Below are 26,396 nucleotides of genomic sequence, written 5' to 3' on the forward strand. Positions count from 1 at the left end.
CGCCGGCTCTCCTTGCTCGCGACAAATCCGGATCTGACCGGTTATGCCGTGACGCTATCCTGTGTACGGTTGGTATAGCCTTTGCTTGTGTAAAGTTGTGTATATTCACCTAGGGGTCACAGGCATATGAGCGACTTTACCCATATCAATCAAAAACGCCGCGAGATGTTCAAATATTCAGGGGCGTTACTCGGCGGTTTGGCGCTGGCAGGGCTGAACAAATCGGCGCTGGCTTCCTCTATTGCTCGCGGCGAAAGCGGCAGCGGCGCCACGGAGTCGGTGATTCGCATCAACTACAACGAAAACCCGCTGGGGATGTCGCCCAAGGGGCAAGAAGCGGCCCGGCAGGCCATCGTCAAAGCCAACCGTTATCCCTACAAGGAACAAGGGCAGTTGCAGGAAAAAATCGCCGGGCTGCACGGCGTGGATAAAAGCAAAGTACTGATGCTGCAAGGCTCCTGCGAGGGGATTCGGTCCAGTTTCGAGGCTCTGGGCACGGAGAAAACCCAACTGGTCATCCCCGAGCTGACTTACGAGGGCGGCCCTAAGTACGCCAAGGTCATGGGGATGAATATCGTTCGGCTGCCCATGTTGCCGGGCTGGAAGTTTGATATCGAGGGGATGAAAAAAGCGGTCGCGTCCTACGAGGGGCCGAGCATCGTCTACCTCGTTAATCCCAATAATCCGACGGCCACGATCACGCCTGCGGATCTGATCGAGCCGTGGATCAAAAGTAAGCCAAACAACACGCTGTTTCTGGTGGATGAAGCCTACGCCGAGTTTGTTAACGATCGCCAATTCCGGTCGGTGGACGGGCTGATCCGTGAAGGGTACGACAACATTATCCTGCTGAAAACCTTCTCGAAGATCTTTGCGATGGCCGGGATGCGCGCGGGCTATGCGATCGGCAATCCCGCATTTCTGGCGAAGATGGCGAACTACAACACGTCCGAGTCGTTGAACTATTGCGCGATTGCGGCGGCCAGCGCTTCGCTTGACGACAACGCTTTCATTCACTACAGCAAAAAAACCATTGATACCTCCCGTCAGATTCTGATCGATACGCTGAAATCGCTGGATTTGGAGTATCTCCCGTCCGAAGCCAACTTCCTGTTCCATCGCATCAAGGTGCCGCTGGAGGGCTATCAGAAGCGTATGAAAGAACACGGCATCTTGATTGGCCGCGCTTTTCCGCCCGCGACTGACTGGTGTCGTATTTCCATGGGAACGCCGGAAGAGATGCACACCTTCACCCGGCTGATGCGGGAGTTCAGAGCTCAGGGTTGGCTGTAGGCGTTTAACGGCGAGGCGTCGGATGCGGCCGACATACCGCATCTGACCGAATCATGATGTTTCCCACCGTACCTCTTCGCCGAGGTACGTCAGGCCTTGACGGCGCGCTTGTTAGGGATGAGCGCGGTCAGCGGTTTTTCCACCACCCGGTAGGCCACTATCCCGAAGGCCAACGAAACCAGCGTGGTCATAATAATCACCGCTGTTTGATTGATGTCGCTGACGGACAGCTTTTTCATCAACATGGATAGCGTCATGGTAACGAATCCGTGCGCCAAATAAATAGAGTAGGAAGCATCGCCGATGAGCATTAACGTACGGGAAGTCCATCCTTCCAAAGAGCAGGCGGAAAAGAGCACGATAAAAATCGGGCTGATATAAAAAACAACGGGCAGCCAAGTGGGTTGAAAGAGTCGGCAAGCCAGATAAAGGACCAGAAACATGGCGGATAATAAGAAACCGTTTTTCACGGTCAATCGCTCGGATAAAAAGAAAATAACCATTCCCGCCAAAAAATACAGCAGAATGGGGTTGGTCAATAACAGGCTGGCGCCTGTCTCCGCCGGAAGCCATTTTCCAATCAGAAAGGACAGCAGGAAACAGAACGAAAGGGTCAGCAATATACGGTTTTTCCTACCGAAGAAAATACACACCGCAAACAGACAGTAAAAAAACATTTCGTAAATCAGCGTCCATCCCTGAGACAAGATCGGGTTGATGCGTCCGTCCTCGCCAATGCGCGGCAACAGCAGGTAGGAACTGATAATTTTGCCCATATCGAAGTGGTGGCTTTTCAACGCCAGCCCGGCAATCCACAGCGTCAGCAATGCGGTTGTCCAGAACCAATAAGGGGGAATTACCCGGTTAAATCGGTGGATCAAAAAGGTTTTTGCTTCTTGCGGCGACCACTTTTTTTTATCCGTGGTTTTCATCATGATAAAACCGCTGATGATGAAAAAGATATAGACGCCCAACGTGCCGAGATCTTCGAGTCGGTATCCATGTTGAATACCACCATCATAGATGGCCGTAGTGGTGTGCGCGAAAATAACCAAGATAGCGGCAATACCACGCAAGTACTGTATATAGCTCAGTTTTTTATTCATAGTCGGTACTCTGAAACTCAGTGGGTAGGGGCTATTTCAGTGGCTCAGAGTAGGTGAAGCTATTTTCATTCTCAACGAAATACTCTGTTTTCTCATCATAAACAGAATTATCTCTATTTTCCGGCGGCGATGTTATCGCGGCTGTTTATATCCGGTCATCACCTACCGCTGATGGCGTCAGTTTTACTTTCCCCCTACCGACGGAGGAGGTATTACTATCGGAAAGTCTCTGTCGCCGACGCCAAACCGGGCTGTTTCGCGACCTGTCGAACGGGGTTTCGACCCGCTTCGACGTTTGTCTCTTCATCATCAGGAGTGTTGCCATGCGCCAGAATCGGGGATCGGATTACCTGCGGCCCTACCGCGACGATAGATTGACGCCCTATATCGAGATCGACGATCGGCGTCTACAGCGGAATCTGCGACAAATGCAGTTGAAAGCGGACGAAGGGGGCGTGCTCCTACGTCCCCACGTTAAAACCCATAAGAGCGTCGTGATTGCTCGTCGGCAGATCGCGGCGGGCGCAGCGGGCATCACGGTGTCCAAACCAAGCGAAGGCGTCGCCTTTATCGAAGGCGGTATTGAGGATGTGCTGCTGGCCTATCCGGTCATTGTCCCCGAGAGCATTCGTGAGCTGCTGGTCGTCGCGGCCTATCGCCGGGCGCGGGTGTCTTTTATCGTTGCCGAACCGCTGGGTGTAGAAGCTATCGCCCGCGCGGTACGGGAACAAGGCCACGATCCCGTCACGGTGTACGTAAAGGTCGATGTGGGGTTGGGGCGGGTGGGCGTCAATCCGCATAGTGAAGACGGCGTCACGCTGACGGGGCATGTCGCCCGCTGTCCCGAGCTGCGGTTCGGCGGCTTGGTGTCCCATGCCGGTCACGCCTATGGCGCGTCGGGGATGGCGGAGATCCAGACGATCGCAACCGAGGAAGCGACGCTGTTGCGTCAGTTGCAGGCGCGTATTCTGCAACACGGTGCGGTCAGCCGCTGCGCCATTTCCACTGGGGCGACGCCGACGGCGCTGGGTGCGCCGGTTGCGCCCGGGACGGATGAGATTCGACCGGGCAACTATGCGCTGCTGGATTTAACGGCGATTCGGCTCGGACTGTGCCAGCCGGACGACCTGGCGATGAGTGTCGTGGCGCGGGTGGTGGCCATTAACGACCGCTATGCGATTATCGATGCCGGTTCAAAAGCGCTGACGTCCGATCGCGGGCCTCATGGCACGGGTGCCAGCCATTGGGGGATTGCCATCAGCGAACACCTGCCGCTGGCCTACACGGTGGAAAAGCTTTCCGAAGAGCACGGATTTATCCCGCATCAAGGGCAGCCGCCGCGTTTGGGTAGCCTGATGCGGGTCTTCCCCAATCACGCCTGCGCGGTGATGGCGCAGTTTAACAGTTGGGTATTGCGCGGGGAGGAGGATGCGGGAGAGGTGATGCAGACAGAAGGACGGGGCTGTTTCCTGTAGCAGTAGAAAGCGGACGGCGGCGATATGACCGCCGCGCGTCGGGTTATGGGTGCCGTTACGCTGTCTCGGTCTCTGACGGGGCGATGAATTTTTGCTGGCCTTGCTCTTTCAGCCAGGCCATCAGCGCTTCGCTGCTCATCGGACGAGCATAGAGGTATCCCTGCATCAACTGCACGCCGCACCGTTTGAGATAATCATATTCATAGGCGGAATTGACGCCTTCTGCGACCATTCTCAGCGCCAGACGGTGGCTCAGGTTGATGATGGCGTCGAGCACCGGCGTGTCCTGATTGGCGGATTCGATGGTGCCGATGAAGCCTTTATCTATCTTGAGATAGTCCAGCGGGAACATTTGCAAGTAGGACAGGGAGCAGTGGCCCGTCCCAAAATCGTCCACCGCGATCAGAATGCCCTCGCTCCGAAGCTGCGTTAGCTTCTTCACCACGTCGTGCGTATCGCTGATCAGACTGCGCTCCGTCAGTTCCAGCGTGACCTGAACGTGCTGGGAACGCAGCGTTTTCGCCAACTGGCGGATGTCTTCCACGAAGTTGGGATGGTGAATATGCGCCGCGGCCACGTTGATCCCCAGCCGAAAATCCTGCGGCAGTGCCCATTGGCTCACGTCTGCGGCCAACAGTTTAAACAGATGATGGGTCAGCGGAATAATCAGCCCTTCGTTCTCGGCGGAGGGGATGAATATGTCGGGGCTAATGGTGCGACCGCCCGGTCTAAACCAGCGCAGCAGCGCTTCCGCGCCGATACAGCGTTCCGTCTTCATATCGTACAGCGGCTGGTAATAGACAGAAAACTCATTGGATTGAATCCCTTTGCGCAGCTCATCGCGCAGCGACATCTTGCGCTTTTTCCAGGAACGCACGATGTAGATGAAGGTCAGCGACAGAAACAGCGACAGCGGCAGGAACGTCAGGAAGTCATTAAGCCAGTCTTGCTGTATCTCCTCCGGCTGGACCTCGGCGCTAACGATGATTGGATAACGTTTGGAGGCGCGTTCATGAAACAGCGGCGAGATAAACCAATGCGGTATTTGACGCTGTTCGCCTTCCTGGACACGAAAACCGCCGTTGAACTGGACAGTCAGATAATAGGGGCGGGCGTTATTAATAGCGCTCATGAAGTCGAGCAGATATTGACCGTCGACCACCACAAATGCGCCGTAGGTCGGCGAAAATTGCCGGGTAAAAATGATGGCGGGGCGGGAGGGCACGCCACGCGTGCGCGGCACCGACAGGCTCCACATTTCGGGCTGTACCACCGGTAACGGATACTGAATGATCTGCGTAAAAGGCACGACGCGATCGCCGGAGACGGAGGAGCAGTACATATCATGCCCGCGCAGCAGCCCCAGAGAGCGAAAGTAGGCGGAGAGCGTGCCTTGCCTGATCAGATCGTTGAGCACCGAATCACAAGATTTCCCCTCCATAGGCGCGAGCTTGGCCACCTGATTCCAGGCCATGCTGTTGATCGTTTCCGCCTGATGCAGAATCACCTGTGTCGTGGCTTCCAGATCGCGCTTCACATCCTGTCTGGCGATGATATAGCTAAAAATGAAGCCGAGGATCAGGGGTAAGATAGCGGCAGCGAGAAGTCCTGCTCTGTATTTACGAGCCTGAACGCGACTATAAACGACCAAGGAAGCCTCCATTCTACAGGTGGTTCAGAACATGATTGCTGATGTGAAAAGGGTGGGGAACAGCGAAGAGCGGTTCTATACCAGACGCATTATGTCAGAAATCTTTCTGCGACAAGTGTAGCACCCGCCGTCCTGCCGAGGAAAAAAGTTGTTGAGGCCAATGGGGAAAAAAATGACCTGCCGCAAGGACAGGTCGGGGAGGGACAGTGTTATCGCGGCGGCGAAGAAGACGCTATCTGAAGTCCGCGTACGGCGTCATCGGCGGGATCGGCAGATCCATATCGCCTTGCCAGCCTGCCTCCGAATAGCGCAGGTAGAGGAGCGCATGGCTGGGCGTATAGTCCTTGGCTTTCTGGATATCGACGCCGAGGCCCAGCGTCCAATGTTCCGTCAGGCGTCGCTCCACCTGCGCCTGCAAGGTGTAGCCGATCCCTTGACTGCTGCCGTTGGCCGAGGCCTGATCGCTGAAAAATCCGGGGTTGACCGGATAACGCCGCTGACCGGCGGTTTTCGAACGAGACCAGGATACTGCGCCGCTCAAATCCAGTGACCAGTCATCCCTACGCTGCCGATAAGTGACGGGCACCCCAAGCGACAGATAGCGCTGCGGACTGTAATAGCCGCCCTGACCGTAGGTGTAACCGCTGAGATCTTTCTGGTAACGCCAAAACATACTGTTGAAGCCGACGGTCGCGCGGCGATGATCTTCGTTAATCAGCTTGTAGTAGTACCCACCCATCAGGCGTTGGCGCTGATTCCCGGCGACATGCTTACCGTCGAGTCGATGCGCGCTGATGTCGCCCCACAGTCCGTGGTCGCCGCCGCGATCGTAACTTAGACCGATCGCGCCTCCCGTCGCCACGACGCCGCCCCAGGTATTGCTGTTGCCGTCGCCTGGGTTCCGCGCGCCGGCGAATGCCAGCAGCGAGCTGGAGATAGGACGGCGGGAAGCGGTAAGAGTCACGCCGGCATCGTGGACGTCGATTTCACGGCTGATGCCGCCGACCCAGTTTAAGACGCGAAAGCCTATCGGCGTCGTTCCCACATCCGCGGTCCAGTTCTGATTGCGCCAGCCCGCGCCCAGCGCCACGCCTTCCGCGCGCTGCGTCAGATCGCGGCTGCAGCCGGAGTCCGCGCAGGTGCCGAACAGGCTGGTATGCGTGCCGTTGGCGGCGCTGAATTTCCCCGCGGAAACGGCAACGTGATCAACGCGCAGGAATCCTTGCCCGTCGGCAACCGGCATTTCCCCTTGCAGCATAGTGGTATGCGCGGTGAAGTCAGATTGACCGCCGGTCCCCTTGTTGCGCGAATAATCCTGCGCCACCGACAGCGTGGTGTCCTGCTGACGATAGAGCGATGCGGCGTCGGCTCGTACCGAGCGCTGTAGCCAGCTGTCTTCCGGGCGCAGGCGAGTTAAGGCGGTGAAGGCGGCGTTATCGCCCGGCGGGGCCGGGGTGATGCCGCTGTCGACCATGGCCTGACGATAGTCCTCCAGCGCCTCGTCGGGATGCCCTTGTTGGCGGGCAAGGCGGGCGGCGTCACGGTAGACCCGCGCGCCGTCCGGGGAGGGCGGGGTCTGCGCCGCGCGGCGCGTCAACTGCGTATACAGTGAATCGGCCCGCTGTGGTTCACCCAGGCGCCACCAGAGATTGGCGGCACGCCTGCCTTGATCCAACGAGGGTTCGACGGGGCTCGCCGACAACGCATCCAGCGTCGCCTGCGCCTCCTGTCCATGGCCCAGAGCGGCGAGCGCCTCTGCCTGACCGATACGCGCATCGCTATTAAACCGGTCTTGCGTCAGTGCGTGCTGATAGCCAGTTAACGCCGCATTCGCCTCTCCCTGCTCCAGCGCCCAGTCGGCCTGAATGATGTCGCGGCGCGGCGAGTCGGGCAGCGTATGCAGCAGGCTGTACGCCTGCGCATCCAGTCCGGCGGTGTGCAGCGCATAGGCGCGGGTATAAATTTCTTCCTGCCGCAGACGAGTCATCAGATCCTGCAGACTCTGCTCACGACGTGCTTCCGGCACGCTGTTTAACAGCGCCAGCGCGCGATGGGCCCGATCGCTGCCGGACAAATAGAGGCTGTAGGCGTAGAGACGGGTGGCGTCGTGCGGTTGCTGGCGTGACATCGCCTCCATTTCACGGTCGGCTTCCTCAGGCTGTCCGGCGGCGCGCAGCGCGGTAGCCAGACGGTAGTGCAGCCAGACATCATTCGGCGCGAAGCCGATCGCCTCGCGATACTTCTCGACCGCCAGCGTCCAGCGAGACTGAGCGGCCAGTCGGTCGGCGTCAGCTCGCAGCGTGTCGCTGCGCAGCGCGTTAAGGGTGGCGAGCAGAGCGTGTTTCTGCGCGGGCGTGAGTCCGTTCTCGATAAACGCCATCGCCTTCTGCGGCGACTCCTGCTGGTAGAGCGCCACCAGCCGCCGCGCCGCCGTGGCGTTGCTGTCCATCTGCAGCGCCTGACGGTATAGCTGTTCCGCCGCGCGGGGATGATGGCGAGCCAGCGCCACGTCGCCGAGCCCGATCACCGCATCGCTGTCGCCGTCATCCAGTGAACGCGCCTGCCGGTACTGCCGCTCGGCGGTTTCAAGATCCCGCGTGGCAAGCGCGCTGTCTCCGCCATCAAGAGCCAGCCAGTAGCGGGTGGATTGCAGCAGGCTTTGCCATTTGGCGACCTTGAAGCTCATGCTGTCGGCCTGGATAGCCTGCTCAAAATAGCGGACCGCGGCAGCGCGCTGATTGCTGCGTGCCAGCGCCTGTCCCATGGCTCCCAGCACTTCGGCGTCATGGGGATTGGCGCGCAGCGCCTTCTGTAGCGCGGGGATGGCCGTCGCGCCCTCGCCCCGAGCGACGCGGGTCAGACTGGCGGCGCGCTGTTGAAAGACCGGGTCGGCCAGCAGCGCCTGCTGACGCGTAAGCTCCTGTTGCCCGTTTTGGTACTCTTCGCCGCTGGGAAACACCGTCAGATAGTCGCGAAGTTGCGCCACGCTGTCGTCGGTAATCGGCTGCGCTTTGATGTATTTAAGCCACAGCTCGGCGGCGTCATCGCGCCCGCGCGCATTATCGGCCAGCGCACGGATCGTGGCGACGGCTTGCGGCACATCGTCCTGCGAGAACAGCATTCGGGCAATCTGCATCCGAACACTAACGCTGCCGGGGTAGCGCCGCTCCAGCGCCTGTAACTGTTGCAGCGCCAGCGGTTCCTGACCAGGGATGCGTGCCACCAGCCGCCAGTATTCATAAGCCGTGTCCACGGTGGGGTAGACGCCGTGAAACAGCGCGTCGTAGTCTGCTCTGGCCTCAACCAGCCGACCCGAGGCCGCCAGCAGCCGAGCTTCTTGCCACTGCTGGCGGCCTTCTGCCGTCGCCAGCATCATACTGACCGCGGACTCCCGAGCGGCCGCGGAGTTCGGCGCCTCGGCGTTCAGCCGGTCCATATAACCTTGGGCTTTGGTGCTGTCGCTTTGCATCAGCGCGTGTCGCAACAGGGCGGCGAGGACATCCGGGTTATCGGGCGCGATGTTTTCCAGCCGATAGAGCGACTGCTTCACCAGCTCCAACTGGTGAGTGGTTTCCCCCATCCGAACCTGTTGCAGCAGCCAGCTGACGGGCGAAATGCCGCGCTGGTTATCCGTCACGGGCGCAGAGACGGCGGATACGGCGGGCGCGGTGGCAGTCCGGCGAGGGCAGGCAGCATGAATCGCAGCCAGTTTATCTTGAGGTTACGCATGTTTCTTTCCAGGCGGGGATGACATCGCCATGCGGCGAAAAGCGGAAAAAGTGGCTGTCCCAACCAGTGCCGAACAGGGTCAGAACGGTGCGGTAATAGGCCTTTTCGCTAAAAGGGGTATTCCACACTCTTTGGCGTTGGTCGGACAGGGCGGGTGAACGCTGGAGCAGCGGCAGCAGCGCGGCGGAAAAGCCGACGTTGCCGAGCGGGTCGCCAGCGGCATGCGCGACATTGACGCGTTCCGGCGCGCGCCGTGGTCTTCCACATAGCGGGCCATCGGCATCAACGCCTGCAACAGCGGCGCTTTGTCGGGGTCGCTATTCTCCAGCATACCGGCCCAGAGATAGACCCGAATGGCGTTATAGCTGCCGATCGGGCCTTTGGTCTCATCGAAATGCCAGCCCGCGCCGGACGTCCAGACGATCCAGTCCGGTGAGAATCCGTGCGGCGCGGTATCGGTCAACAGCTTGATTGCCGTGCGATGCAGACGAGACCAGAGGATGGATTGCTCGGCGAAGCTGGCCAGCAACGGCGGCGGCAGATAGCTCGGATTCACCGTCCAGCTTGTTTGGGACGCAAAGCCATGTTTGCCCGGCAGCAGCACGGGGCCGAGATCCGGGATCTCGACCGTTTCTTCCCGGGCGATGCGCTGAAGCAGCAGGGTGCCCATGACCTGATAAGTGCGGCTTTGCCACAGCTTTCCGGCCTGTAACAGCGAATAGGCGATCCACAGATCGGCGTCGGCGGCGGAATTATCGTCCAACAGCGTCTCGCGACCGGTCGCGGTATCGCGTCCCCACAGCCAGCCGGGTAGGCGCAGCGTCAGATCGCCGTCCGCCAAATGGTTTTCCGTCCAGGTCAGTAGGCGGTCGAAGCTGTCACGGTCATTCGCCGCCAGGGCGAAAAATAGCGCGTAGCTTTGTCCTTCCGAGGTCGTAATGGGATCGCCCTCGTGGGGATCGATGACCTGACCGTCGGCGCTGATATAGGCCTGCCGGAACTGCTCCCACTGCGGCCAGCGGCACTCTGCGGTTGTGACGCTGCCAAACAGCAGCGCCAGCAAACCACAGCAGCAAACGGTCAGCCGTTTCACAGCGACGCGTCCTCGTCGTCGAGGCGGCGCTGGCTGATATGGCGCATCAGTCGCCAAGTCATGAAGGCCAACAGGATGACCATGAAGACGGCGAGAGAGGCCAGCCAGACGGGATGAGACGCCATCGCGCTCCAGATACTTTCCCACCAGGCAGGTAGCCCACGAACCAGGTATCGCCCACGCGAAGGCTATTGACGCCGGACTCGCGAATAATGGAGACGGAGCCGAAGAGGGCGGCGCGTTTGCCGGTATCGTTCAGCGCGTCATTTAGCAGCGCGTAGGCGCGCGGGGTATCGGCCAGCAACGCGACGACGCTGCGCTGATCATGGTAAGGGGACTGGAAGCTGACGATAGCGGCCATCGGCCCCTCCGACAGGATCGTGGTCTGGCTTTCCGCCTTACGCTCGGCAGCGGCGACCGACGTATCCAGCGCCATTTGACGCAGCGGCTTTTTCACCCAGCTTTTGGTGGCGTCCACCAGCAGATTGACGTCGTGACCTTCGCGCAAATTATCCGGCAGTCCGCCGATCATCAGCAGATCCACGTCTTGGTTTTCAGCCTGCTCCCAGTCGTCTGCAATGCGAACGTTGAGGGCCGGGAAGCCGGTCTGTGCGCCGATATTGCCCATCACATTCAGCAGCGTGCTGATTTGGGCCGGCTGCGGGTGCGCGTTCACCAGCAGCAGCGTCTGTGACAGGTCAGCATGGCGGCTGAACGGGAAGCCCGCGTTGGCGAAGGCGCGTAGCGACGGCATTTCCAGATAGTGGCGATAGCCTGAGAAGTCGACGGTCGAGTCGCCGTCGATCACGACATGGTTAGCGACCGGCGTCACGGTTTCGCAGCGCGCTTCCTGGATGCCGCCGATCTGGTGGGCGGCATAGTCGAAGTCAAAACGCAGCTGGTTCGCCGCCCCGAGGCGCAGCGCGGGTAGCGTCACCGTCGTATTGGTGTCCTGCTGTCCCTGAATCAGCGGGACGTGCAGTAGCCACTGACCGCTGTTGTTTTTCGTCGTCAATGGCATGTCCTGCACAAACTGATTGTTCAGGTTCACGGCCAGGCGAGAGCCGTCGTTCGGTCGCGGCGAGGTATAGCGATAGATCACGTTCATGTCGATGCTGCGCTCGCGCACCAGATAGAGATCCGGAGGCAGTCTCAGCTGCAAGGAGATCGGCGAGGGCTGCAACCCGTCAGACTGGAACTGCGCGTCGTACTGCTGCAGCTCTGAGAAACGGGTCGGGCGGTCGGTATGCGCCCAGTTCGGCGCGTCGTAAGGAAGACGCGGCGCTAACTGACGAACGCTGTCGATGGTGGCGGACTGGCCGCGCAGCAGGACATCGCCCTGTGCGATCCCCTGAACGGCGGTAATCAGATCGCTGTCGTCCCGGCCAAGCACCAGCAGCATTTTGTTGTACGGATCGTCCGGCTGGCTGAGGATCTCCACGGTGGGTTTGTCGACCAGCGGATAATCTTTGAGGAAGTCCGGGCGGTGCGCGTTGGTGGCGAAGACGACGGCGTGCTGATGCGACGGTAGCTGGTTGTACAGTACCGGGAAACGCTGTCCGCGCCAGTCGGCTTTGACGCCGAACCAGGACGCCAATATGGCCGCGGCGCGTTGTTCGGTCGTCGAAGGGCGGGCGGAGAAGACCACCGGTAGCTGAAGCGGCTGAGTGTCGCGGCTGTCAAAGAACGGCTCTGGAAAGTGGGATAGGTCATTCTTGAGCGGCAGCTTTTGCAACGTCAATTTCATCGCGCTGTCCTGACCTATCGCCATCCAGATAGCCGTATTGGTGGTGTTTTCGCACTGGTTGCTGTAGTGGCCAACCAGCGACAGACGGACGCGGTTAAAATCGGTGATAAAACGCGGGTCCAATTCCAGTTGGGTCTGGTTGTTCTTGCCCAACTGTCCGGCCGTGATGGGGACGATGCCCACCAGCGCGTCGTTAAGAAATACCTGCAGATGTGACTGCGAGGGCAGCAGCGCGGGCGAAGGGCGATAGCTCAGTTGCAGTACGGCCCGGGTGACCAACTCATCGCCGCGCACGCCGAACTCTATCTGACCGTCCGGGCGCATCCCTTGCAGCTGGAAGTTGCCCGGCGGAGGCGCCAGGCGACTGAACGGCAGCAGGCTGTCGCGCAGCGGCGCCGTCGCCTCCGTCTGCCCGTACACGCTCTGCGGCGCGGCATTATCGATGGCGGCAACCGTATCCGCCGGGGCGGCATGCTCGGAGAGCTCGTCCGCATGAGTCATTGGAGAGAGTCCAAATAGTATAAAAGTGATCCAACGTAATCTTCTTGTCATTGTGTTCATCATTAGTGGGGTCATGCCTTCTGGCCGGACGCGCCGGCAGAGTTGATCCTGACCTGTTGGGGGAAAAACGAAGCTATCCAGGTGACGAAGGTTGTGAGCAGCATGAACAGCCGCCGTAACCGGGGCGGTCCGTACTCGGCCAAGCGTAAGTAACCTTTGAAACCCAGTACGGCGATATCCGCGAGACTATGCAGGGGTTTGTCCTGAGGAAAGCTGTCTTGCCACAACGCCCAGGTGTCGGCGCGGGCAAATGTGCATTGGATGAAGTCGACCTGCTGTTCGGTCGTCAGATTGTGCAGCCGAATCCCGGCTGCGCGTCCCAGAACGCGTTGGACGTAGCAGGGGAAGTAGAACTCCTGACCGTCTCGTTGCAGTATCAAAAACACCTTTTCATTCGCGCACAGCGCCAGTTCGTCCCGCAGCGCTACCCCGACGCCGCCATCTGAGTAGTCGCGCAGCGTGCAGGGCAGCATATGACCGTTTTCCCGCGCCAGCGCGGCGGGCATATCGATGTCCACACGGTGCGACTCGCGCAGCTGTCGGGCTTCGACCGCGACGGAAACGGCGCCGCCAAGAATCACCATGTTGTACAGCACCCAGATCAGGCTGACGACCACGGTCAGCACCTCGTTCTGCGGACCGAAGTACATCCGCCAGAACGCCATAACCAGCCCCGCCAGATTCAGCAACACCAGCATGACGTAGGGGCGCGTGATCACCCAGTCGAGGTGTTTTTGGGCCACCAGACCCCCTTTAGCGGTGACGTTGAACGAGCCCTTGTTGGGGTTAAACAGCGCGACGGTGGTCGGACGGGCGATATACCAGGCCAGCACGGTTTCATACACCTCGCTCCAGAACGAGTGTCGGTAGCGTCCCTGAATGCGGGAGTTGGTCAGGCTGGTGTGCAGCATATGCGGCAGCACGTAAATGGCGATGGCCAACGCCGGCGCAAAGATGATGTAGGCGTGGCACAGCAGGAAAGCCAGCGGCGCCAGCAGGAAGATCAGCCGCGGGATGCCGGAGAGAAAGTGCAGCATGGCGTTGGCGTAGCACAGCCGCTGCATAAAGGTCAGCCCTTTTCCCATCAGCGGGTTGTCCAGTCGAAAAATCTGTACCATGCCGCGCGCCCAGCGGATGCGCTGGCCGATATGCGCGGACAGGCTCTCCGTCGCCAGCCCGGCCGCCTGCGGGATGCGGATATAAGCCGACGAATAGCCAAGCCGGTGCAGCCGCAGGGAGGTGTGCGCATCTTCCGTGACGGTTTCGACGGCGATGCCGCCAATCTCATCCAGCGCGCTGCGGCGGATGATGGCGCAGGAGCCGCAGAAGAACGTCGCGTCCCAGACGTCGTTGCCGTCCTGCACCAGTCCGTAGAACAGGGTGCCTTCGTTTGGCGTACGGCGAAAACGGTTGAGGTTGCGCTCAAACGGGTCCGGCGAGAAGAAGTGATGCGGCGTTTGCAACATCGCCATCTTCGGGTCTTTCAGGAACCAGCCCATTGTCATCTGTAGGAAGGAACGCGCCGGCACATGATCGCAGTCGAAAATGGTGACGTATTCGCTGTTGCAGGCGGTGCGCAGGGCGTGGTTGATGTTTCCTGCCTTGGCGTGTTCGTGGGTGGTGCGCGCGATATAGCGAACGCCGATGCTGTCGGCGAACTCGCGAAACTCCGCTCGGTCGCCGTCATCCAGCACGTAAATGGTCAGCTTGTCCTGCGGCCAGTCGATGCCCAGCGCGGCGTAGAGCGTGGGTTTAACGACGCTGAGCGGTTCGTTGTAGGTGGGGATCAGCAGATCGACCGTCGGCCAGAGGCTGGGATCGTCGGGCAGGGCGACCGGCTGGCGGTGCAGCGGCCACAGCGTCTGAAAATAGCCGAGAACCAGTACGCCCCAGGCGTAGGTTTCCGCGACGACCAGCAGCAGTCCGAACACCAGGCTGACCGGGTCGTCCCAGTTAAGCGTCGAGCTGTAGCGCCACCAGAGATAACGGCAGGAGACGGTCAGCGACAGCATGATCAGCATGATGGTCGGCAAACGGCCGGGCAGCCGGCGCACGACCATCGCCATGCCCCACAGCAACAGGACGAAAACGAACTGGGTGGCGATATCAAACGGCTGCGAGATGCATAGCAGTCCCAGCAGTCCGACGAGGATCGCGCAGCCGATGAGGGTGAGCCGTCGCAGCCAGAGTGGCAGCCGACTGACCTGGCGCTCGGCCCGCGCAGGGAGCCGGCGCTGGGAAGCGCGCTCCGGCAGGCCGTCAAGCCAGCGGTAAAGACGCCGACGGCCGTTCAGCAGCCCACTGAATGACGAACGTCGCGCGTCGCCGGGGAAAAACAGCAGCAGCCAGGCCAGTTGCAGCAGATAACGCAGCGCGTCCAGCGGTCGCGGGCGCTGCGCAGCGATATGCGGAAACAGCTGACGCCGTTCGGCGATGATGCGCTGCCAGACGGGAGTTTCCAGACGACAGAAGGTCCACGCCAGCATGACCCACAGACATTGCAGACACGCCGTCGGGCTGGACACGCCCCGGTGACGATAGCTGCGGTAGCGGCGTTGCAGCGCCTGATGAACAGGCGGGCAGAACAGCCCGCGTAATAAATTCATGCCTTGGGCTCCGTCACGTTCAGTAGTAGCCAAGCCGCCAGCGTCGCCATCTCCTCCGACGCCAGACTGGACGGGCGATACTCTCCCACGGGCTGCTTCATCATCATCGCTTCGGTAAAAGCTTCATCCTGATGGACGATGACCGGGAGCAGCGATTGCAGCGTGCTGCTCCACAGTTGGTGCAGATCTCGCTGTACGGCGCGGTTGACGTTGAATCGATTGATGAGATACAGATTGTTGGCGTCGACGAGTTCGTGATGCAGGCGCAGATGGCAGTTAGCGTCCGGCGTGATCACGCGGATTGTCCGGTCTGCCGCATGCAGCAGTTGCTGCGTTAACGGGAGCGGATGCGCCGGTATATCCAGCAGAATCCAACGATAGTCCTGACGCAGAGCGTTCAGGCGATCGTCGATCCAGGGCTGAAGGACAGCCGACGACGTCTGATAGCGCATCTGCTCGTCGGCGTCCAAGCGGCCGAACGGAATGAAGTCGAGGCCGGAAAGATAGCGCAGGGCGTTTTCCCGCCAGTCACCGTCGTCCAGCGTTGCGCGCATCCAGCCGTCGCGGTACGACACGGGGATGTTGAAATGGGTGCCAAGCTGGTTGACGGGAGAAAAGTCCAATGCCATGACCGATTCCCCGCTCTGGTTGAGAGCCCAGGCCAGTGCGGAAGTGAGTGCGGTGGTTCCGGTGCCGCCGCGTATTCCCTGGAAAGCAATTATTGGCATGAGTCACTGTTCTCTTGCTGCTTGAAATTAAATTCTTGCAGTAGAGACCAGCGTGCAATAACTCTGGCCAAACGATTTTCTCTGGCAATATCGACATACCGAATAGGTGCTAATGAAAAAACTTTATTCAATATGGCAATGTCATTTTGCGGCTGTAAGCAACCCGCATTTTTATAAACAGCGTTTTCTCTTTTCATCGTCCACTGATGGTTATCGTTTTATATGTGATTAACAATAAAGCTTTTGGCTTTATTATAATTATCGGATTAATCTGTATTGTGATCTAAAAGGTGGTCGAAGGCCATAATTAATGGGATAAAGATGTAATAGTTGTTGTGTATATTACAATTATTTTAAAATTGACGACAAGTGATAACGTCGTTCCAATCTCCTTATTATAAAAAATAATCTATGAAATATTTCTCTATGTTAGGAATAGAACAAATGCCGGATGAATTAATGCTCATGCAGCCGGCAGGTTGTTATTGGGTTACGGTTCAACGGCAGGAAGATGCTATTGCACTGGCTCGGCAGGTCATGAGCGCCCAGTCAGCAGTGACGCTACTCAGCTCAGCCACCGCGCCGCAGGAGCTGCTGACCCCTCCACTGACTTCAGGGCCGGATCGTATTCCTATGTATTCATTACCGCAAACCAATCGAGCATTATTGAAGTTGAATAAAGATTTTTTACGTCTATTTTCATCCTCAACCAATCCTCAATTGGTTTTGTTTTATACCGAGGTTAGTGATTGGGATAAATTAACCTCTTCAGAATTATCTGAGTGGTTAAAAAGAATAAAAAGCGTATTAAAAAAGAAAAATATTTCATTGCTAATTATTACGTACGGAAGAAAAATAATCTCCCTCGGTGATCATCTGCATGGCCTATTTTGTTATTTAAATGGTTTTTCCTGTCTCGAATATCAGAAAGATAATTGGAAATACAGAATACATTGGTGGTATAACGCTACGCGATTGTTGGCAGACAGACAGTTAGCGTTAAATTTTGAGCAAAATCGTTTTTCTTTGATGAAACAAGACGAGCGAAACACGCCATTAACCTTAAATGACGAGCATATTTTTATTGCCGAACGCAGCGTATTGGAAGGGGCGCCCCCATTATCGAACCAGTGGCAATTACAGGACAGTAACGAGCAGGTCTATGCACAGGCCGAAGGGGCCGATTCCGCCACGGTGATTTTCAGCCTTAGCCACAACGATCAGACCGGCGGATTGGCTCGCCATATCCACCGACTGCGCAGCCTTCGCGGCGCCGGGCTGAAGATTGTCGTGCGCGAGATGGAAGTGGGCCAGCGTCAAAATGATGAGCGTCTGCTGCTGGCCTGCGGGGTGAATATTATCGTGCCGTTCGGCACCTCGTTGTCGCGTTTTCTGATAATGCTCGAAGGGCTACAAGGGCAACGTTATCAGCGCTATGTGCCGAAGGATTTCAGCGTACTACGGAAGCTACAGCAGCCGCTGCGCCAGAAAGGGTTCATGTCACTGGAGATGTTCTGCCATACGGTGACGCTGTTGATGAACGATCCGCTGCTGCCGGAAAACAGCAAAGGCGTGCTGGTGGCGTTGACGCCGGTGAGCCAGCTCAGGGCGGAGCAGGCTTTGACGCTGTGCAAAACCCGGCGTAACGGCGATGTGTTCACGGTGATGGATAATCGTCTGTACATCTTCCTGTTTTCCTGCAATCTGCACGATCTTAAAACGGCGCTGGCGTCTATTTTCCCGTTGCCGTACGACGAGATGTTCTCCGATCGTCAGGTCTGGTGTGAAGACCTGCCGATACTGTCGGAAATTCGCCTGATGGGCGCGAGGGTCCCGCATGCGCCGTCGATAACCGCTGCCGCGAGCGCGCCTAAAACGACGTCGACACCGCCTGTGCCTCGCCGGGTGCCGCACCGCATCGCGCTGGCGCAGAGCAAAGGAGCGGATAAATGAACCTGATAGGAATCATGCAGGCAGGCATTCTCTTCCTGCTGACACTGTTAGTGTTGAGAACGTTTTTTCCTCGCTGGCTGTCCGCACGTTGGCGGGGCTTTATTTATCGTCTGACGCCGTCGCGCACGATGAAATATGTGGGAACCTGGCGGCGAAAATCTTCACAATCGGATGTGAAATAATCATGACTGAAGTAAAACAAGCGGCGCCCAACGGGGCGTCCTCCTGGGGCTGCTGGCGAGGTTTGGGCGGCTGGAATTTCTATTTTTTGCTGAAGTTCGCACTGCTGTGGTTCGGCTATCTCAACTTTCACGCGCTGGATAACCTGGTCTTTCTATGCTGGCTGGTTTTTCCGTTGCCGTCTCAGCGTCTGCACCGCCTGCGTCAGTGGCTCTCGATCCCCGTCGGGATCGCGTTGTTTTACCACGACACCTGGCTGCCGGGGATTCAAACTATCCTCAGCCAGGGAGCGCAACTCACTGAGTTTTCAGGTGATTATCTGCTCGATCTGGCAGACCGATTCATCAATGGCCGGATGGTGGCCTGCGCGTTTGTGATGTGGGTTCTGTACCTGTTTATCGCCCAGTGGGTGCGCGTCACCGTATTGGTGACGGCCATGCTGTGCTGGATCAATATGATTAATATCGCCGGCCCGGCGTTTTCACTGCTGCCGACGACGGCGGCCACGCCTCAGGTTGTGATCAACAGCACTACGACGCAGCCCGGCGTGCCTAACGCGTCGCCGGACGGACTCGACGAGAGCGCGCCGCCGACGAGCGCCAATCTGACGGCCTTTCTGTCGCGTTTTTACGAGCTGGAAAAGCAGCGCGTCACGCACTTTCCTCAAACGCTCCCAGCGGATTCGCAGCCTTTTGACGTGCTGATCATCAATATCTGCTCGCTGTCCTGGTCAGATCTGGACACGGTGCAGCTCCGTCATCATCCGCTGTGGAAACGGTTCGATATCCTGCTTGGCAATTACAACTCGGCGACCGGTTACAGCGGCCCTGCGGGCATCCGCCTGCTACGCGCCAGCTGTGGTCAGACGTCGCATAGCGAGATCTACAAGCCGACGGCGGATCACTGCTATCTGTTCGACAATCTCGAAAAACTCGGTTTCCGTCAGCAACTGGTGCTGGATCACCCCGGTAATTTCGGCGGCTACCTGAAGTCGCTGCGTGAGCAGGGCGGGATCGGTGCGCCGCTACTGTCTCAGGCGGGGATCGCGCCGGCCTATACCTCGTTCGACGGCACTCCCGTGTTCAACGATGCGCAGCTGATGCAGCGCTGGATGGACGAACGTCAGCAGAGTAAAGAGACGCGCAGCGCGACCTTCTTCAACGTGATCCCGCTGCATGATGGAACGCGGGAGCCTGGGACGACGCGCTCCGCACCCTATCAACCGCGGGCGCAACAGATGTTCGATCAGTTGGAAACCTTCATGCGCCAGCTTGATGAGTCGGGACGGCGCGTGATGGTGATCGTCGTGCCGGAACACGGCGCGGCGCTGGCTGGCGATAAGATGCAGATGTCCGGTCTGAGGGATATCCCAAGCCCGAGTATCACGCATGTGCCGGTAGGCATTCTGTTCGCCGGTATGAAAGCGCCGCATCAAGAGCAGCCGCTGCGCGTCGATGCGCCGACCAGCATGCTGGCGCTGTCCGAGCTGATTTCCCGCGTGGTGGATGGCCAGGTGTTTAACGCGGCCAACGTCAATATGTCGGTTCTGACCGACAACCTGCCGACGACGCCGGTGGTGTCGGAAAACGACGGGGCGGTGGTCATGCGTTATCAGGGGAAAACCTGGATACGACTCAACGGCGGCGACTGGGTAAACTACCCCTGACGCTGACGACCCTGCTCGATATCACGAGGGCGCCGTGGATTTATCCCCGGCGCCTTTTTGTGCCGGCAATAAAAAACGGCCCGCATCGCCATGAATCTCATCACGATGCGGGCGCCGGACGCGCCGAGAGTTAACGTTTAACTGTTATGCCTTCAGCGATGCCATGTCGATGACGAAGCGATATTTCACGTCGCTTTTGAGCAGCCGTTCATAAGCGTCGTTGATTTGCTGGATATCGATGACCTCGACGTCAGAAACGATGCCGTGTTTGCCGCAGAAGTCGAGCATCTCCTGTGTTTCCGCAATTCCGCCGATGCAGGAGCCTGCGACAGAACGGCGACCTAACACCATCGGCATCGTGCTTAGCGGCGGTTCGATGTTGCCGATCTGGCCGACAAACACCAGCGTACCGTCCAATGCCAGGGTGGTCATATAGGGATTCACGTCGTGCTCGTAAGGCACCGTATCAATAATCAGATCGAAGTGGTTGCTGACCGCTTCCATCTGGGCCGAGTCGGATGAGAGCACAATGTGATGCGCCCCCAGCCGGCGAGCGTCGGCTTCTTTGCTCTTGCTGCGGGTGAACAGCGTCACGTCCGCGCCCATCGCATGCGCCAACTTCAGCGCCATGTGACCCAGACCGCCGAGGCCCACGACGGCGACTTTACTGCCTTTGGTCACGTTCCACTTGCGCAGCGGCGACCAGGTGGTGATGCCCGCGCACAGCAGCGGAGCGACGGCTTTCAGATCGATGCTGTCCGGGATCCGCAGCACGAAGTCCTGCGACGCGATGATTTTTTGCGAATAGCCGCCGTAGGTCGGCTGGTGATCGTGGCGATCGTGTCCGTTGTAAGTCTGAATATTTCCCTCTTCACAGTACTGCTCCAGACCTTGCTGACAGGGCTGGCATTCGCGACACGAGTCCACCATGCAGCCGATGCCCGCGAGGTCGCCCGGTTTAAACTGGGTCACCTCGCTGCCGACCTCGGTGACGCGACCCACGACTTCATGGCCGGGCACCAGCGGATAAAAGCTGATTCCCCAGTCGTTACGTGCCTGATGCAGGTCGGAATGACAGACGCCGCAGTACAATACTTCGATGACGACATCGTCAGGTCGCGGTTCGCGGCGGGTGAACTCAAGCGGCGCCAGAGGGGCCTGGGCGGACTTAGCGGCATAGCCGAGCACTTTCATGTTCATTCTCCTGTTTCATTGGGTAATGACCGTCGGGCGTAATGACCGCCGAAACGGGCGGAAGTCGGTAACGCGACTTATCGTGAGACACAGCCCTGTGAAGGCCGAAGGGACGGCGATAACGACCCCATATCGGAAGGGCGGCGATGCCGTTGCGGTATGACTTCGCCGTTGTTTTCTCGCCGTCAAATCCTCTGCCGTATCTGTGTTGCATTTCGCATAATAGGAAACAAGCCCCCCGCACTTTTGGGTTATGGAGACGGAGCGGCGCGATGTAAGTCGTTCAACCAGCCACGAACGGCGTCAACCAGCTTGTCTGCCGAACCTTGCGCGAAGCCGGAATTGCGCGCCTCGTAGGTGAACCGGTTGTAGCTGTCGTCATCCGGCAGATATTTTGCCGCGCCGTCGACCATCGTCAGTACCAACGTATGTGCAAACGGCGACTCGGCTTTAATTCGTTCGCCGATCTGCGCCGCCAGCTCCGGCTGCACGCCGACCAGCGCGATATCGCCGATCCGGATCAGCACCACCGGCAGTGCGACGGGGCGGCCCGGCGTGTAAGTATAGGTGGTCACCGGACCTTTGGGCGCATTCCCAGGCGAGTTCGTTTGCGACGTCACCGTGACGCTTTTTCTTTCCAGCGCCAGCGTTGGGGAGGCGGTGGCGTGAATGCCGCCGGAGACGTCAGCCGCCGCGCGACCTAACTCCGTGCCGAGTTGATCGAGCAGCGTAACCCCCTCTTCATGGCTGTCGACGCGTGTGACGCTGCCGTCTCGGTTGACGACGTGTCGATTAGCCTGACGACGAGGCGCCTGATCGCCCGCCGCGCCGACCAAAAATGCCGCGACCGGCTCGCCGCCGTGCTGTTCCACGTAGCGTGTGGCGACGCCCGCCAGATCCGGCGTGATCAGTTTGCCGCCCGCTTTGAGCGTGGAGCCGTCCATCACCGAAGACTGCACGGCGTAATTGATCATGGCGGCCAGCGGCGCACCCTGAGCGGTATCGATCCGCAATACGGACAACACCGGGTCGGTATTCCCTTTTTCGTTGGCGCCGAGCCACCAGCCGAACGGCGTCGGGACGTCACGATTGACATTCACCCGGCTGACGCCTTCCCCGTAGCCTACCCGGGCCGCGGTCATGGCGTTGACCGCCGACAGTGCCGCAGAGCGTACCGCAGTCACCATGGCCTGCTGCATCCGCGTGGACTGAGCTTGAACGTCAGGCGAGGTATGTTCATGCGGTAAAATATGCGGCGCGGAAAAGCCGTGGCTGGCGCTGACAATCGTCCGCTCCGGGGCGACCTGCGCCACCTGCTGGAGGGCGGCCTTCATGTTGGCGATCGATTCATTGGACAGCGAAGTCTGATCCACAACGACAATGCCCAGCCGGGTTGTCCCGTCATCCAGCAGAATCACGCGTGTTGCCAGCGGATCGTGCTGCCCGACGAAGCCGTCGATAGGGTAGATGTCGTCTGGGATGGTGATGTCCGCCCGGCCCGCGCCAGCGGTGAATGAGGCGGCTTGAGCTAGTCCGCAAAGCAGCATAATGCCCATCGCCAGGGAGGAGCGCAGGAACGTTTTTTTCATCATCGGCCCATCGTTTGGCCGCTCGCGGCGGCGGCTAGTAATCGTTGCGTGGATGTCGTCGTCCCCCCCGAAAATTCCTCGATACGCCCGACAAGAGCGTGTAACGAGGACGACGAAAAATAAAATGTCTTAGGAAATAGCGCGGCAAACGGCGTCAGACGAGGCGATGAATGGCGTTAGCCCCTATCATTCGGCTTTCAACGGTGACGTCACACTCCATCTCCTTATTTATCCGACCTCAGTCGGACGTGAGCGTTCCGTCACGGGTCCCGGATTTTCATCCTTCTTAAGGGCGAAATCGCAGCGCGAGATCAAATCCGGCTTCTGTCGGCACCAGAATGTCGTTTTCTTTCTCGACAAACGGCAGATTGCCGGCCAGCAGGCTTTGACGCGTCTGGTCAAGCGAACGGGTCTTGAAGCTGAGCGCCGCCATGCGGGGTTTACCGTTGTCATCACTGGGCAGCGCGCCGAATTCGGCGCGGGCGGACGCGTTACTGATAAAGCGCACCTGCGTCTCACCTGCCTGTAAGCGTAATTCACCGTTGGCGGCGGGGGTGAACACCGCGGCGTCAAACAGTCGCCGATAGACGGCGGCGGCGTCCTCGGGACGCTCGGCGGCGATGACGAACTCTGAGATTTCGACGACGCCGTTGCGATGTTTGCGCCACTCGGGCTGCCACACGGCTTCCGGCGTCAGGTGCTGGCAAAAGAAGCTGACGCCGTTCGCAATGGCGTCGGCGCGTAACCGGGCGATGCGAAAGCGCGCTTCCAGCGGGCTACCGTCCGGCAGCGTCACCGGTCGGGAAAAGGACGCGGGCGCTTCCCCGGCGAGCTGCTGCTGTTGCAGGTGCCGATAGACCGCGTCCGCGTCTGAGGTTTTCCAGACCAGTCCGCTAAGGCCGAGCGGGGACTGGCAAAAATCTTTTCCGGTATCGGGCTCATAGCCCAATAGTTCAAGATAGGTCTCGCCGAAGATCGCCAGATGGTTGCTAGAGCCCATGGTGTGATGGCCGCGTTCGCTGAGTTGAAAACCGAGACGACGAAACAGCGTGCTGGCTTCATCCAATTGGTCGGCGACGTTGATGATCACATGGTCGACCACGGGGGGTAATTCAGGCATACACCATTCTCCCTGTGTTAATGAGTGGATCGCGGGGCGAGCCCGCCGACCCCATTGTAGCAGCGTTGCCGAGCGTTATGGACGATGGGGCACCACGGAAATGGACGAAAAACCCCCTCGAAAAGCGGTGGCGAAAGACCGGTCCCCCATAGCGTCACAGCGGTATGCTGGCTGTGAGAGGGGGCGTTCCGGCCGGATGGGCGTTTCCCGCCATCAAGCCCGAAGAGAGGGGGGAGCAGACGTGACGGGCGAGAGCTAATTCTGACGATAACCCCCTGTTCTCCGCCATTTTTCCTATGCTAGGGTGGGGTTCATCGCACCGCTGGATTCATAAGGAAGCCGTATGACCGGAATATCTGAATTGTTTGAAGCCGTAGGGTTGGGGCTGGTGCTGCTATTGCCGCTGGTCAACCCGTTGACATCGGTGGCGTTGCTATTGAGCCTGTCGGGGAACATGACTCGCAAAGACATCAGTCAGCAGTCCACCATGGCGGCGTTTTACGTATTTCTGATCATGATGGTAGCTTTTTATGCGGGTCAGCTGGTCATGAATACCTTTGGCATTTCGATCCCGGGGTTACGTATCGCCGGCGGCTTGATTGTCGCCTTTATTGGTTTTCGCATGCTGTTTCCCCAGAAGTCGCATATTGAGACGGCATCGGCGGATCAAACCGTGCCGGACGTGACCAAAAAGGATTCGGAAAATATCGCGTTTGTACCGCTGGCGATGCCCGGAAGCGCAGGGCCGGGGACGATAGCGATGATTATCAGCTCGGTGTCGACGCTGAAAGCCAACTCGCTTGGGTTCGAACCTTGGGTGCTGGTCGTGAGTCCGGTGATGACGTTTATCGCGGTGGCGCTTATCCTGCTGGTATGCCTGAAAAGCGCGGGTTTCATCATGCGTTTGATTGGTAAAAGCGGTATCGACGCCGTTTCGCGGCTGATGGGCTTTCTCCTGGTCTGCATGGGGGTACAGTTCATCATCAATGGGGTGATGGAGCTGATTTCGTCCTACTGAAACCCGCGTTTTTTCTGTGAGGGAGGCGGAGGGTGGGGTCAGCAGCTATCTGATTATCGAGCGATGGGGCTTCGTCTGGCGGGGTGTTGAGGACATTTTTTCAATGAATTAATGACTGACTCCGTCATCATGACGACGACCTTCGAGTCATGAATCAGCCCAGACAAGGTCTGGGCGACGCTCGACATCGGTAATGAGACGGTTTCATCGCGCCAATGTCCTGCTTAACGCTTTCGTCTATTTACTGCATTTCCTTTAAACGCTCCTCAGTTGTGGCTTGCGCGGTCAGTTCCAGGCGTGACGCGGGGGTTTCACCCGATTCAGATAGTAGTTGCCGACGTGGAAATACTTCCAGCGCACCGGGTCGTGCAGCGTGTGCGTCCGGGCGTTGCGCCAGTGGCGGTCGAGATTGTATTCGGCCAGCGTGGCGCGTGTTCCGGCCAGTTCGAACAGTTTGTTCCCGGCCAGGAGGGCAATCTCCGTGGAAAGCACTTTTGACTCGGCGGTGGCGATAGCGGCGGCGGCGACCGTCTCTTCATCTGGCGTCGCGACGGCAACGTCAATCAGGCGCCCGGCACGCTCCAGCAGCGCCTCGGCGGCGTGCAGGCGAATAGACAGATCGCCTACGGCGGCGATGGTGAAAACATCTTCCGCGGCAGTCTCTTTATCGCTGTCGATCCAGGGGCGCGTTTTTTCCCGCACGAACGAGATCGTATCGGCGATCGTGCCGCGAGCGATACCGACGTCCACGGCGGACTGGATGATCTGCGATATCGGCCCGGAAGGGGTGGGTCGATCGAAGGCGCGCCAGGCGGGAATCACGCGTTCTATGGGGGCACGAACATGGTCTAGGATGACGGTGCCTGAGGCGGTGGTGCGCTGACCGAAGCTCGACCAGTTGTTAATCACCGTCAATCCCGGCGCGTCGCGATCGAACACGACCAGATGCGGCAGCCCTTCCTCGTCGAGGGCGACCGTATGGACCACATGTGCCAGCAGCGCGCCGGTGGCGTAGAACTTCTCACCGGTGACGACGACCTCCTTGCCTTCGCGGCGTAGCGTGGTTTTGAAGTCGGACACGGTGGCGCCGCCCTTTTCCGAGAAGGCGTTGCCCCAGCGTATGCCCTGGAGAATCCCGGCCAGCAGCGTTGTTTTCTGACTCTCGGTGCCGTCGGTCAGCAGATGCGCCACACCCGCCATATGATTCTGCGGGATCTGTCCCAGGGCCGAATCCGCCGTGGAGATTATCGCGATCACCTGCGCCACGGTGGCGTAGGAAACGCCCGCCCCGCCGTAGGCGCGCGGTATCGTGATGCCCCAAAGCCCGCTTTGCGAAAACGCCTCCAGCTCGGCAATCGGCAAAATGCCTTCACGATCGCGGCGTGCGGCTCCCGGCGCAAATTGCGCGGCCAGCCGTTCGGCGACGGCGATCGCCTCTTCATCGCTGGCGATGATATGCGCAGGCGACGTCGGGCGGGGGAGCGGGGTAAACGGTTCGGCAGAATTGACCCGGACTTCCGGCCGAGTGGCGGTCACTTCGATGGTGGACATGAGCATTTCTCCTCGCGGACGAAGGCGCATCGGCGCCGAGGCCTTCATCCTAGCAATCGCAGCGCCGGGTCTTATAGATAAATTCTGGATAACCTTATTAGTCAGGTGTATGTTTTTTATAGATAAAAAACAGATT

At 58.8% G+C, this 26,396-nt stretch carries 16 protein-coding genes and 2 pseudogenes; 6 read left to right on the top strand and 12 right to left on the bottom strand.

The features are described from left to right. Positions 1–126 precede the first annotated feature (126 nt). Positions 127–1,293: a pyridoxal phosphate-dependent aminotransferase gene (locus AU511_RS11140; protein WP_094109689.1), complete on the top strand. Its 1,167-nt coding sequence runs from the start codon at positions 127–129 to the stop codon at positions 1,291–1,293. An 89-nt stretch (positions 1,294–1,382) separates the two neighbouring features. On the opposite strand, the gene AU511_RS11145 is transcribed toward AU511_RS11140, so the two are convergent. Further along, positions 1,383–2,399, bottom strand: coding sequence for an acyltransferase family protein (locus tag AU511_RS11145; RefSeq protein ID WP_094109690.1), 1,017 nt, complete (start codon positions 2,397–2,399; stop codon positions 1,383–1,385). 323 nt (positions 2,400–2,722) lie between these two features. Here AU511_RS11145 and AU511_RS11150 point away from each other — a divergent pair, with 323 nt between their 5' ends. Further along, complete coding sequence (locus AU511_RS11150) at positions 2,723–3,874, top strand: alanine racemase (protein WP_094109691.1); 1,152 nt, start codon at positions 2,723–2,725, stop codon at positions 3,872–3,874. A 55-nt stretch (positions 3,875–3,929) separates the two neighbouring features. On the opposite strand, the gene AU511_RS11155 is transcribed toward AU511_RS11150, so the two are convergent. The 7 genes and pseudogenes from AU511_RS11155 to bcsR form a co-directional block, all read right to left on the bottom strand. Then, positions 3,930–5,525: an EAL domain-containing protein gene (locus AU511_RS11155; protein ID WP_240503814.1), complete on the bottom strand. Its 1,596-nt coding sequence runs from the start codon at positions 5,523–5,525 to the stop codon at positions 3,930–3,932. A 232-nt stretch (positions 5,526–5,757) separates the two neighbouring features. Next, positions 5,758–9,162 (bottom strand): cellulose synthase complex outer membrane protein BcsC, encoded by a 3,405-nt coding sequence (bcsC, locus tag AU511_RS11160; RefSeq protein WP_240503815.1) that lies wholly within the window; start codon positions 9,160–9,162, stop codon positions 5,758–5,760. A 73-nt stretch (positions 9,163–9,235) separates the two neighbouring features. Further along, positions 9,236–10,338: pseudogene (gene bcsZ / locus AU511_RS11165) on the bottom strand (cellulose synthase complex periplasmic endoglucanase BcsZ). Positions 10,339–10,343: 5 nt separating this feature from the next. Then, a pseudogene (gene bcsB, locus AU511_RS11170) lies at positions 10,344–12,646 on the bottom strand (cellulose biosynthesis cyclic di-GMP-binding regulatory protein BcsB). Between the two features lie 20 nt (positions 12,647–12,666). Continuing rightward, positions 12,667–15,261, bottom strand: coding sequence for a UDP-forming cellulose synthase catalytic subunit (bcsA, locus tag AU511_RS11175; RefSeq protein ID WP_094109694.1), 2,595 nt, complete (start codon positions 15,259–15,261; stop codon positions 12,667–12,669). Continuing rightward, positions 15,258–15,989 (bottom strand): cellulose biosynthesis protein BcsQ, encoded by a 732-nt coding sequence (gene bcsQ / locus AU511_RS11180; protein ID WP_094109696.1) that lies wholly within the window; start codon positions 15,987–15,989, stop codon positions 15,258–15,260. The genes bcsA and bcsQ overlap by 4 nt, the downstream gene beginning before the upstream one ends. Next, positions 15,980–16,186: a cellulose biosynthesis protein BcsR gene (bcsR, locus tag AU511_RS11185; RefSeq protein ID WP_094109698.1), complete on the bottom strand. Its 207-nt coding sequence runs from the start codon at positions 16,184–16,186 to the stop codon at positions 15,980–15,982. The genes bcsQ and bcsR overlap by 10 nt, the downstream gene beginning before the upstream one ends. A gap of 229 nt (positions 16,187–16,415) precedes the next feature. Between bcsR and bcsE the strand changes: the two genes are divergently transcribed. The 3 genes from bcsE to bcsG are packed head-to-tail and all read left to right on the top strand — an operon-like array spanning position 16,416 to position 19,788. Beyond that, complete coding sequence (gene bcsE, locus AU511_RS11190; RefSeq protein WP_276207164.1) at positions 16,416–17,942, top strand: cellulose biosynthesis protein BcsE; 1,527 nt, start codon at positions 16,416–16,418, stop codon at positions 17,940–17,942. Further along, positions 17,939–18,124 (top strand): cellulose biosynthesis protein BcsF, encoded by a 186-nt coding sequence (locus AU511_RS11195; RefSeq protein WP_094109700.1) that lies wholly within the window; start codon positions 17,939–17,941, stop codon positions 18,122–18,124. The genes bcsE and AU511_RS11195 overlap by 4 nt, the downstream gene beginning before the upstream one ends. 2 nt (positions 18,125–18,126) lie before the next feature. Continuing rightward, the gene (gene bcsG, locus AU511_RS11200; RefSeq protein WP_094109701.1) at positions 18,127–19,788 is read left to right on the top strand and encodes a cellulose biosynthesis protein BcsG; all 1,662 of its coding nucleotides are present in this window, start codon (positions 18,127–18,129) and stop codon (positions 19,786–19,788) included. Between the two features lie 144 nt (positions 19,789–19,932). Here the strand turns inward: bcsG and AU511_RS11205 are convergent, their stop codons facing one another. From AU511_RS11205 to AU511_RS11215, 3 genes are all read right to left on the bottom strand, one after another. After that, on the bottom strand, positions 19,933–20,988 hold the full coding sequence (locus AU511_RS11205; protein ID WP_094102067.1) for an NAD(P)-dependent alcohol dehydrogenase: 1,056 nt from the start codon (positions 20,986–20,988) through the stop codon (positions 19,933–19,935). Positions 20,989–21,233: 245 nt separating this feature from the next. Continuing rightward, positions 21,234–22,574, bottom strand: coding sequence for a hypothetical protein (locus tag AU511_RS11210; protein ID WP_100059670.1), 1,341 nt, complete (start codon positions 22,572–22,574; stop codon positions 21,234–21,236). A gap of 283 nt (positions 22,575–22,857) precedes the next feature. After that, entirely contained in the window at positions 22,858–23,691 is an 834-nt protein-coding gene (locus AU511_RS11215; protein ID WP_094109702.1) for a VOC family protein, read from the bottom strand. A gap of 343 nt (positions 23,692–24,034) precedes the next feature. On the opposite strand from AU511_RS11215, the gene AU511_RS11220 reads away from it, so the two are divergent. Next, entirely contained in the window at positions 24,035–24,709 is a 675-nt protein-coding gene (locus tag AU511_RS11220; RefSeq protein WP_094102068.1) for a MarC family NAAT transporter, read from the top strand. A gap of 285 nt (positions 24,710–24,994) precedes the next feature. Here AU511_RS11220 and AU511_RS11225 read toward each other — a convergent pair whose 3' ends face one another. After that, positions 24,995–26,266, bottom strand: coding sequence for an SfnB family sulfur acquisition oxidoreductase (locus tag AU511_RS11225; RefSeq protein ID WP_240503816.1), 1,272 nt, complete (start codon positions 26,264–26,266; stop codon positions 24,995–24,997). Positions 26,267–26,396 lie beyond the last annotated feature (130 nt).

Origin of the sequence: Lonsdalea iberica (assembly GCF_002111585.1) — a bacterium.
GTDB lineage: Bacteria > Pseudomonadota > Gammaproteobacteria > Enterobacterales > Enterobacteriaceae > Lonsdalea > Lonsdalea iberica.

Bases quoted from the DNA above. Each gene is read 5' to 3' on its own strand.
- bcsQ (WP_094109696.1), bottom strand. From the start codon at position 15,989: ATGCCAATAATTGCTTTCCAGGGAATACGCGGCGGCACCGGAACCACC.
- AU511_RS11215 (WP_094109702.1), bottom strand. From the start codon at position 23,691: ATGCCTGAATTACCCCCCGTGGTCGACCATGTGATCATCAACGTCGCC.
- AU511_RS11205 (WP_094102067.1), bottom strand. From the start codon at position 20,988: ATGAACATGAAAGTGCTCGGCTATGCCGCTAAGTCCGCCCAGGCCCCT.
- AU511_RS11195 (WP_094109700.1), top strand. From the start codon at position 17,939: ATGAACCTGATAGGAATCATGCAGGCAGGCATTCTCTTCCTGCTGACA.
- bcsG (WP_094109701.1), top strand. From the start codon at position 18,127: ATGACTGAAGTAAAACAAGCGGCGCCCAACGGGGCGTCCTCCTGGGGC.
- AU511_RS11150 (WP_094109691.1), top strand. From the start codon at position 2,723: ATGCGCCAGAATCGGGGATCGGATTACCTGCGGCCCTACCGCGACGAT.
- bcsE (WP_276207164.1), top strand. From the start codon at position 16,416: ATGTTAGGAATAGAACAAATGCCGGATGAATTAATGCTCATGCAGCCG.
- AU511_RS11210 (WP_100059670.1), bottom strand. From the start codon at position 22,574: ATGATGAAAAAAACGTTCCTGCGCTCCTCCCTGGCGATGGGCATTATG.
- bcsR (WP_094109698.1), bottom strand. From the start codon at position 16,186: ATGAAAAGAGAAAACGCTGTTTATAAAAATGCGGGTTGCTTACAGCCG.
- AU511_RS11220 (WP_094102068.1), top strand. From the start codon at position 24,035: ATGACCGGAATATCTGAATTGTTTGAAGCCGTAGGGTTGGGGCTGGTG.
- AU511_RS11225 (WP_240503816.1), bottom strand. From the start codon at position 26,266: ATGCTCATGTCCACCATCGAAGTGACCGCCACTCGGCCGGAAGTCCGG.
- AU511_RS11140 (WP_094109689.1), top strand. From the start codon at position 127: ATGAGCGACTTTACCCATATCAATCAAAAACGCCGCGAGATGTTCAAA.
- AU511_RS11145 (WP_094109690.1), bottom strand. From the start codon at position 2,399: ATGAATAAAAAACTGAGCTATATACAGTACTTGCGTGGTATTGCCGCT.
- bcsA (WP_094109694.1), bottom strand. From the start codon at position 15,261: ATGAATTTATTACGCGGGCTGTTCTGCCCGCCTGTTCATCAGGCGCTG.